Origin of the sequence: Brevundimonas sp., assembly GCF_016463485.1 — a bacterium.
GTDB lineage: Bacteria > Pseudomonadota > Alphaproteobacteria > Caulobacterales > Caulobacteraceae > Brevundimonas.
Genome location: NZ_JAEMRD010000139.1, coordinates 1 through 8,460, shown reverse-complemented (window position 1 = coordinate 8,460; position 8,460 = coordinate 1). Strand labels below are relative to the sequence as shown.

General features: G+C 67.2%; 8 protein-coding genes. 7 read left to right on the top strand and 1 reads right to left on the bottom strand.

All coding sequences use genetic code 11. The features are described 5' to 3' along the window. The 5 genes from JHC99_RS15450 to JHC99_RS15430 all read left to right on the top strand — a co-directional run. Window positions 1–860, top strand: an 860-nt coding sequence (locus tag JHC99_RS15450; protein ID WP_292155351.1) for a glycine--tRNA ligase subunit beta, incomplete at its 5' end; no start/stop codon positions are given. A gap of 374 nt (window positions 861–1,234) precedes the next feature. Beyond that, a complete protein-coding gene (gene ppdK / locus JHC99_RS15445; RefSeq protein WP_292155349.1) occupies window positions 1,235–3,925 on the top strand; it encodes a pyruvate, phosphate dikinase in 2,691 nt (896 codons plus the stop codon). Window positions 3,926–4,239: 314 nt separating this feature from the next. Then, entirely contained in the window at window positions 4,240–4,788 is a 549-nt protein-coding gene (locus JHC99_RS15440) for a hypothetical protein (protein WP_292155347.1), read from the top strand. Between the two features lie 47 nt (window positions 4,789–4,835). After that, complete coding sequence (locus JHC99_RS15435) at window positions 4,836–5,738, top strand: 2-dehydropantoate 2-reductase (RefSeq protein WP_292155346.1); 903 nt, start codon at window positions 4,836–4,838, stop codon at window positions 5,736–5,738. A 172-nt stretch (window positions 5,739–5,910) separates the two neighbouring features. Next, window positions 5,911–6,441, top strand: coding sequence for a porin family protein (locus tag JHC99_RS15430; RefSeq protein WP_292155344.1), 531 nt, complete (start codon window positions 5,911–5,913; stop codon window positions 6,439–6,441). 60 nt (window positions 6,442–6,501) lie between these two features. Here the strand turns inward: JHC99_RS15430 and JHC99_RS15425 are convergent, their stop codons facing one another. Beyond that, complete coding sequence (locus tag JHC99_RS15425; protein WP_292155343.1) at window positions 6,502–6,792, bottom strand: hypothetical protein; 291 nt, start codon at window positions 6,790–6,792, stop codon at window positions 6,502–6,504. A gap of 184 nt (window positions 6,793–6,976) precedes the next feature. Here JHC99_RS15425 and coaD point away from each other — a divergent pair, with 184 nt between their 5' ends. Then, window positions 6,977–7,465, top strand: a complete 489-nt coding sequence (gene coaD / locus JHC99_RS15420) for a pantetheine-phosphate adenylyltransferase (protein ID WP_292155341.1) — start codon at window positions 6,977–6,979, stop codon at window positions 7,463–7,465. Next, window positions 7,462–8,370 carry a peptidylprolyl isomerase gene (locus tag JHC99_RS15415; protein ID WP_292155339.1) on the top strand — a complete coding sequence of 303 codons (909 nt, stop codon included), beginning with the start codon at window positions 7,462–7,464 and terminating at the stop codon, window positions 8,368–8,370. Before coaD ends, JHC99_RS15415 begins: the two co-directional genes overlap by 4 nt. Window positions 8,371–8,460 lie beyond the last annotated feature (90 nt).

Sequence of the window (8,460 nt, the reverse complement as noted above, 5' to 3'; positions counted from 1 at the left end):
CCGTCGCCCTGGCCGACAAGCTCGACACCCTCGTCGGCTTCTTCGCCATCGACGAAAAGCCCACCGGCTCCAAGGACCCGTTCGCGCTGAGGCGGGCGGCGTTGGGGGTGATCCGGTTGGTGCTTGAGAACGGGGTACGTCTGCCGCTCTACGATACGATCGAACAGACGAACCTCGTCCGGCGCTTTCAAGCCGACCCGAATTTGAAGATCAGCCCAACCTATTTCGACGTCTTCGGGCAGGGTTTGGAGCCGTCCGAGTTCCTGAAGCGGCGACCTGAGCGTCTCGCCGCAGCAACCGATCCCGCCGCGATCACAGATATCGACAAGCCGCTTTGGAATGCTCTTGGGGAATTCTCCATCGAGCGCTTGAAAGTGTTCCTGCGCGACCGGGGACTTCGCCCTGATTTGATCGACGCCTCGTACGCGTCGTCAGACGATGATCTCGTCCGCATCGTGCGCCGGGTCGAGGCGCTGGATGCCTTCCTCGCCACCGACGACGGGGCCAATCTGCTGGCCGGCTACAAGCGCGCGTCCAACATCCTCAAGGCCGAGGCGAAGAAGGGGGATATCCCCACCGGCATGGTCCAGACCGGCCTGCCCAACCAGCCCGAGGCCGAGACCACCCTGGCCTTCGCCGCCGACGCCGCCCGCACCGCCGTCGACACCGCCCTGGACACCGAGGACTTCGCCGCCGCCATGACCGCGCTCGCCCGCCTGCGCGCGCCCGTGGACGCCTTCTTCACCGACGTGATGGTCAACTCGGACGTGCCCGAGGAACGCGACAACCGCCTGAAACTGCTGGGCCAGGTGCGGGACGTGATGGGCCGGGTGGCGGATTTCGGACAAATCTCCGGCTGACCCTCTCCCGGCGGGAGAGGGCTTGAGGCCTGCGGAGCGCAGCGATGCGTCTTGGCCGACCCGAAGGGCGGCGCGTAGCAGCCAAAGGGTGAGGGGCTCACCCTGAAGTCGGCGTAAGCCGTGTCACAGGCCGTGCGACGGCTCACGCCGACTGACCTGCCAGCCCCTCACCCTTTCGCGCAAGGCCGATCGCCTGACGGCTCTCGGGCGCTCAAGCCCTCTCCCGCCGGGAGAGGGAATCTCCTTTCCATCCCCCGAAACATTCCTCACGCTTTGTTTCATCCCGGTCTCGCCTTCACGGCCGCAGCACGGTAGTCAGGCGCCACGAGCGGGGACAACCCGCCGACGCCAATCCAAAAACTCAGGGGTTTCCAATGGTGCAGTGGGTCTATGCGTTCGGTGGCGGGGCCGCCGATGGCGACGCGTCGATGAAGAATCTGCTGGGTGGCAAGGGTGCCAACCTGGCCGAGATGTCGTCGCTGGGCCTGCCGGTGCCCCCCGGCTTCACCATCACGACCGAGGCCTGCGTCCACTACTATTCGAACGGCCAGAAATACCCCGACGCCCTGGCCGGAGAGGTCGCGGCCGGCCTGCTGAAGGTCGAATCCATCGTCGGCAAGACCTTCGGTGACCCGGAAAACCCCCTGCTGGTCTCCGTCCGCTCCGGCGCCCGCGCCTCCATGCCCGGCATGATGGATACCGTCCTGAACCTTGGCCTCAACGACCAGACGGTCGAGGGCCTGGCCAAGCTCAGCGGCGACCGCCGCTTCGCCTTCGACAGCTACCGCCGCTTCATCACCATGTATTCCAACGTGGTTCTGGGCCTGTCCCATGACGACTTCGAGGAGGTCCTCGACGACCACAAGGACCGTCTGGGCGTCACCGTCGATACAGACCTGACGGCCGAGGACTGGGAAAAGGTCGTCGCCGAATACAAGACGGTGGTTCAGCGCGAGCTGGGCGTGCCCTTCCCCCAGGACCCCCAGCTTCAGCTCTGGGGCGCGGTATCGGCCGTTTTTGCGTCGTGGATGAACGACCGGGCCAAATTCTATCGCCGCATGCACGACATCCCCGAAAGCTGGGGCACGGCCGTCAGCGTCCAGTCGATGGTGTTCGGCAACATGGGCGAGACCTCGGCGACGGGCGTGGCCTTCACCCGCAACCCCTCGACCGGCGACGCCCGCCTGTACGGCGAGTTCCTGATCAATGCCCAGGGCGAGGACGTCGTCGCCGGCATCCGCACGCCCCAGTCCCTGACCAAGGTCGGCCGCGAGGAGATGGGCGAGACCGCCCCCTCGATGGAAGAGGCCATGCCCACTGTCTTCGCCGAGTTCGTGGACGTCGTCGGCCGGCTGGAAACCCACTATCGCGACATGCAGGACATCGAGTTCACGGTCGAGCGCGGTCGCCTGTGGATGCTCCAGACCCGCAACGGCAAGCGCACCGCCAAGTCCGCGCTCAAGGTCGCCGTCGACCTCGCCGCCGAGGGCGTGATCACCCAGGAAGAGGCCATCAGCCGCGTCGAACCCGCCGCTCTGGACCAGCTTCTGCACCCGACCTTGGACCCCAAGGCGCCCCGCACCGTCGTCGCCACCGGTCTGCCCGCCAGCCCCGGTGCCGCCACCGGCAAGATCGTCTTCGACGCCGACGAGGCCGAACGGATGAGCCAGCTCGGCGACGCCGTCATCCTGGTCCGCGAGGAAACCAGCCCCGAAGATATCCACGGCATGCACGCGGCGCGCGGCATCGTCACGGCGCGCGGCGGCATGACCAGCCACGCGGCCGTCGTGGCGCGCGGCATGGGCCGGCCCTGCGTCTGCGGCATCAATGCCCTGTCGATCGACGAGCACGCCGGCACCTTCACCGCCAACGGCCGCACCTTCAAGGCCGGCGAGATCATCACCATCGACGGCTCCAAGGGTGAGGTGCTCGACGGCGCCGTGGCCATGATCGAGCCCGAGCTGACCGGCGATTTCCAGACCCTGATGGCCTGGGCCGACAAGGTCCGCCGCCTCAAGGTCCGCGCCAACGCCGAAACCCCGCTGGACGCCAAGACCGCACGCGGCTTCGGTGCCGAGGGCATCGGCCTGTGCCGCACCGAGCACATGTTCTTCGACGAGGAGCGGATCGCCGCCGTGCGCGAGATGATCCTGGCCGACGACGAGGCCGGTCGCCGCACCGCGCTCGCCAAGATCGCCCCGTTCCAGAAGGCGGACTTCGTCGAACTGTTCACCATCATGGCCGGCCTGCCGGTCACGGTCCGCCTGCTCGATCCGCCCCTGCACGAGTTCATCCCGCACACGGACGAGGACATCGACGCCCTGGCCGCCGGATCGGGCCTGGACGCTGCCAAGCTGAAGCGCCGCGCCAAGGAACTGCACGAGACCAACCCGATGCTGGGCCACCGGGGCTGCCGCCTCGGCGTCGCCTATCCCGAGATCTACGAGATGCAGGTCCGCGCCGTGATCGAGGCCGCCATCGCCGTCAAACAGGCGTCAGGTACCGCTCCGATCCCCGAGATCATGCACCCTCTGGTCGCCATGGGTCTGGAGATGAAATACCTGCGCGAACTGACCGACCGCACGGCAAAGGCCGTGTTCGAGGAGGCCGGCGACACCGTCGAATACCTGGTCGGCACCATGATCGAACTGCCGCGCGCCGCGCTGCGGGCCGGGGACCTTGCCGAATACGCCGAGTTCTTCTCCTTCGGTACCAACGACCTGACCCAGACCACCTTCGGCATCTCCAGAGACGACTCCGGCCGGTTCCTTCAGGCCTATATGGACAAGGGCATCTTCGAGACCGACCCCTTCGTCCGCCTGGACCAGGACGGCGTCGGCGACCTGATCCGTATCGCCAGGGAACGCGGCTCGGCTGTTCGCCCGGACATGAAGATGGGCATCTGCGGCGAGCACGGCGGCGACCCCGCCTCCATCGCCTTCTGCGAAGAGGTCGGCCTCAGCTACGTCAGCTGCTCCCCCTACCGCGTCCCGATCGCCCGCCTCGCCGCAGCCCAGGCGGCGCTGGTCAGCCGGGGCGGCGAGGCGCGCGAAAAGGACAGATAAGTCCTTCTCCCCTTGCGGGAGAAGGTGGCACGCGGAGCGTGACGGATGAGGGGTGGCACTCGGTGTCATACGGGAGGGGGAATCCCACCTGTCTGTCTCGCATCTTCGTATCCCTCATCCGAGCGGCTCCGCCGCCCACCTTCTCCCGCAAGGGGAGAGGGAATCTCGGCTTGTCCGACGCCTCGAACTTTCAAACCTCGACCGACCAATCCCTTGCCGCACAAGGGATTGACCCATTCTCACCCCCTCGAACCTCGCCCACATTGAGCCGTCCCCTATCCTGACTCCTCAACCAATTCTGAGGACGCGGGACGATGTACGACGAAAAATTCTGGCAGCCCCTTCGGACGCGGGTAGAGGCGGCCCGGACTGCCGGGCTGCGGCCCGCACCGGACGACGTCTGGGCCGTGGTCCGGCTCGACTATCTGGATGGGATGTCGGCGAGGGAGTGCTGCGAGCGACACGGCGTCGGACGCTCGGCCCTTCGCGCCCGTGCCAAGATCGAAGGCTGGCGGCGCTCGGATCAGCCCTGGATCGTGTCGAGTGGTCTGGATCCGGATGACGAGGGTGTCGAACTCGATGTCCTGAACGACAGCGATATCGATCAGATCGACGACGATCAGTTCATGGATCTGGCCCGACGCCGGATGAAGCGGGCCCTGCTGCGCGGCGATGCGGTCGCCGCCCTGCGGTGGCGTCGCGTGGCCCAACAGGTCGGCGACGAGTTCCACAAGATGGTCTGCGAAGCCCGGTGGGCCGCCCGTGACGCGCCTTCGCCAGAGAGTCCGGACTCCTCGGACTCCTCGGACTCCTCGGACTCCTCGGACTCTAATTTCGAGTCCGGACTCCCTCACCCCGCGTGATCCATCCGCTAGACTGAACCTCCCGCCCAATGCCCACAGGACCAACAATGCCCGCCCAATCCCGCCTCTCCATCGCCGTGGTCGGTCCCGGCGCCATCGGCGGGACCATCGCGGCCTGGCTGTCGCGCAGCCCCCGGGTGGGGCAGGTCACCCTGTGCGCCCGCAGCCCGCTGGATCGGCTGGTCGTCGAGACGCCGGACGGTTCGGTCATCGAGTCGGATCCGCTCGTGGTCACCTCGCCTGCGGACATCACCGCCCCCGTCGACTGGGTCCTGGTCGCCACCAAGGCCTATGACGGCGAGGCCGCCTCGGCCTGGTTCGCCGGCCTGGTCGGGCCGACGACCCGGATTGCGGTGCTCCAGAACGGCGTCGAACACGTCGAACGCTTCGCCCCCTTCGTCGCACCGGACCGGATCACGCCCGTGGTCGTGGATATCCCGGCCGAACGCACCGGGCCGGGCCGGATCCTGCATCGCCGCGAGGGCACGGTCATAGTGCCGGCGGGGCAAGCGGGAGACGATTTCGTCGCCCTGTTCGCCGACAGCGTCATCGCCGCCTCGACCACAGACGACTTCCCGACCGTGGCCTGGACCAAGCTGGCCCTGAACTGCGCCGGCGCCGTCAACGCCTTGACCGGCCAGCCGGGCGGGGTGGTCCGGGCCGAAGGGATCGCCGACCTCATGCGGGCCATGGTCCGGGAATGCGTCGCGGTCGGCCGCGCCGTCGGGGCCCATCTGGGCGATGAACTGCCGGACTGGGTGGTCGAGCGCGCCATGACCTCGCCCCCGGACTCGGTGAATTCGCTGCTGGGCGACCGGCTGGCGGGCCGGCCGATGGAGTGGGATGCCCGGAACGGCGTCATCGTCCGCCTGGGCCGCGAACATGGTATCGAAACCCCGGTCAACGCCCTGTGCGCCACCCTGCTCAGCGCGACCGCCTGGCGGCCCTGAAGAGGCCATCTTTGAGATATCGTCTGTCGCAGAACAAGGTCTGTGTCAGTCATGCACGATTTCACGACTGCAACGTTCAGGTCATGGAACGGCCGCGCAGGGTCACCATTTAACTCCTCGCTGGATGGGGCCGGTAGCGAAAGCTGCCAACATCTAGGAGTTAATAGAAACAATGCGTAACATCATTCTCTCTGCCGCCGCCATATCTCTGTTTGCCGTGCCTGCCATGGCCCAGAGCCTGCAATCGCCGACCTACTACGGCACCCTGGGCTATTCCCAGATGCAGGGCGACGATGCCGACCTCGGCGCCGTGACGGGTCGCCTGGGTGCCAAACTGACCCCCTATCTGGGTGTCGAGGGCGAGACCTCGTTCGGGGTTGGCCATGACGACGTTAGCTTCGCCGGCGTCGACGGCAAGGTCGAGCACCGCTACGACGTCGCCGCCTATGGCGTCGCCACCCTGCCGGTGCAGCCGAACTTCGACCTGTTCGCCCGGGTCGGCTACGGCGTCACCGAGGTGAAGGCCTCCGCCGCCGGCGTCGCCGCCAGCGACCACTCGGACAGCGTCAACTACGGCGTCGGCGCCAACTACCACCTGGACGGCGTCAACGGCATCCGCGCCGACTGGACCCGCCGCGACTTCCAGGACGACAACGCCGGTGAAGCCGACGTCTATTCGCTGAGCTTCGTCCGCAAGTTCTGAGCATGAAAAAAGGCGCGGTCCAGAAAGGGCCGCGCCTCATGTCTTTGGGGGTTGGACCGGTCAGGCCGGCTCGGCCACCAGAGCCCACCGCATCGACCCCTCGCCGAACGGCCGGGTGAACCACTGGGAGTAGCGCTCGAACGCCTCGACCACCGCATGACGCAGATCGTTGTTCACCGGTTCGCCCCGGTTGCGCTTCATCGCCGCGACGCAGTCGATCACCACATTCTGGTGCGCCGACCCGCCGAGGCTCTTCAGGACCATGGCCACGTCCCGGGCCAGGGATTCCAGCAAGGACAGCCGTCCGCCCGCCGGGGGGGCGCTGTATCGGTTCGTCTGGGTGTCGGCCATTCGGGCGTCCCCTCGCGCTTTCACGGTGTGGATAGACATCCGTGACAAACTCGCCTCTCAGGCGCAAGCGGCGCCGCACAATTTTCGATAGATTGTTCGTGACGAGGCACCCGACATCACCCTCACTGGCCCACCCGTATCGCACCTGCTAACAAGACCGCGTCAGGCGGGGAGGGAAACGCCCATGAGAATCGGCCTCTATCCGGGCACCTTCGATCCCGTCACCAACGGGCACATGGACATCATCGGCCGGGCCGTGAAGCTGGTCGATCGGCTGGTCATCGGCGTGGCCCAGAACGACGACAAGGGCCCCCTGTTCACCACGGCCCAGAGGGTCGAGATGGTCAGGGCCGAGGTGGCGTACCTCGACGCCGACATCGACGTCCAGCCCTTCTCCAGTCTGCTCATGCATTTCGCCGAACACCTGAACGCCCAGATGATCGTCCGGGGCCTGCGCGCCGTCGCCGACTTCGAGTACGAGTTCCAGATGACGGCCATGAACCAGCGCCTCAATGACGACATCGAGACCGTGTTCCTGATGGCCGACCCGCGCCACCAGGCGATCGCTTCCCGCCTCGTGAAGGAGATCGCCCGGCTGGACGGCAACATCGACAGCTTCGTCAGCCCTGCGGTCGCCCAGGCCGTCCGGCAAAAGGTACAGAAACGCGTATGAAGGCCCTCTTCGTTTCCCGCACCGTGCGGGTCGTGACCGCTGCGGTCGTCGCCGCCGGTGCCGCTCTTCTGGTCCTCCAGTCGGTCCAGGCCCAGGCCATACGGGGCCCGGAAGTGCCGGCCATGCCGATCGGCGAGGCCGACTGGCGCACCGTCGCGCCCGAGAATCTGCTGGTCATCGACACCACCAAGGGCCGTGTCCTGGTCGAGATGGAGCCGCGCGCCGCCCCCGGCCACGTTGCCCGGATCAGCCAACTGGCCAACCAGGGCTTCTTCGACGGCCAGAAATGGCACCGCGTCATCCCCGGCTTCATGGCCCAGACCGGCGACCCCCTGGGCACGGGCGAAGGCGGCTCCGACCTGCCCGACCTCGCGGGCGAGTTCAGCTTCCGCCGTGGTCGCGACGGGTTCGGACTGGTTCCCAACGCCGGTGGCGTTGTGCGCGGCTGGCTCGGCTCCCTGCCGATCGAGACCCAGCCCGACGCCCAGATGTTCGTCACCGCCGACATGAAGGTCCCCGCCAGCGGCCTGTTCTGCCCCGGCGTCCTGGGCATGGCCCGGTCCCAGTCGCCCGACAGCGCCAACAGCCAATTCTTCCTGATGACCGGCACCAACCCCAACCTGAACGGCTCCTACACCGCCTTCGGGCGGGTCGTGGTCGGTCTGGACGTGGTCAAGGCCCTGAACGCGGGGTCCAGCGCCAACAACGGTGCCGTCGCCAATCCGGACATCATGACCCGCGCCCGCATCGCCGCCTCCATCCCCCCGGCCGAGCGTCCCGCCGTGCGGGTACTCGACCCTCGCACCGCCCCCTTTGCGGCCCGGGTCCAGACCCTGCGCGAGAGCCGGGGCCTGAACTTCAACATCTGTGATATCCCTGTGGTGGCAGAGGCCACCGGCGGCTGATCCAGACAGGCGATAGACCATGCGCAACCCGGCCCTGATCCTGTCTTCCCTCGCCGTCCTGCTGGCCGGGCCCGTCCTGGCCCAGACGAC

Coding starts and splice junctions, on each gene's coding strand:
- JHC99_RS15440 (WP_292155347.1), top strand. CDS start 4,240: ATGTACGACGAAAAATTCTGGCAGCCCCTTCGGACGCGGGTAGAGGCG.
- JHC99_RS15435 (WP_292155346.1), top strand. CDS start 4,836: ATGCCCGCCCAATCCCGCCTCTCCATCGCCGTGGTCGGTCCCGGCGCC.
- JHC99_RS15425 (WP_292155343.1), bottom strand. CDS start 6,792: ATGGCCGACACCCAGACGAACCGATACAGCGCCCCCCCGGCGGGCGGA.
- ppdK (WP_292155349.1), top strand. CDS start 1,235: ATGGTGCAGTGGGTCTATGCGTTCGGTGGCGGGGCCGCCGATGGCGAC.
- JHC99_RS15430 (WP_292155344.1), top strand. CDS start 5,911: ATGCGTAACATCATTCTCTCTGCCGCCGCCATATCTCTGTTTGCCGTG.
- JHC99_RS15415 (WP_292155339.1), top strand. CDS start 7,462: ATGAAGGCCCTCTTCGTTTCCCGCACCGTGCGGGTCGTGACCGCTGCG.
- coaD (WP_292155341.1), top strand. CDS start 6,977: ATGAGAATCGGCCTCTATCCGGGCACCTTCGATCCCGTCACCAACGGG.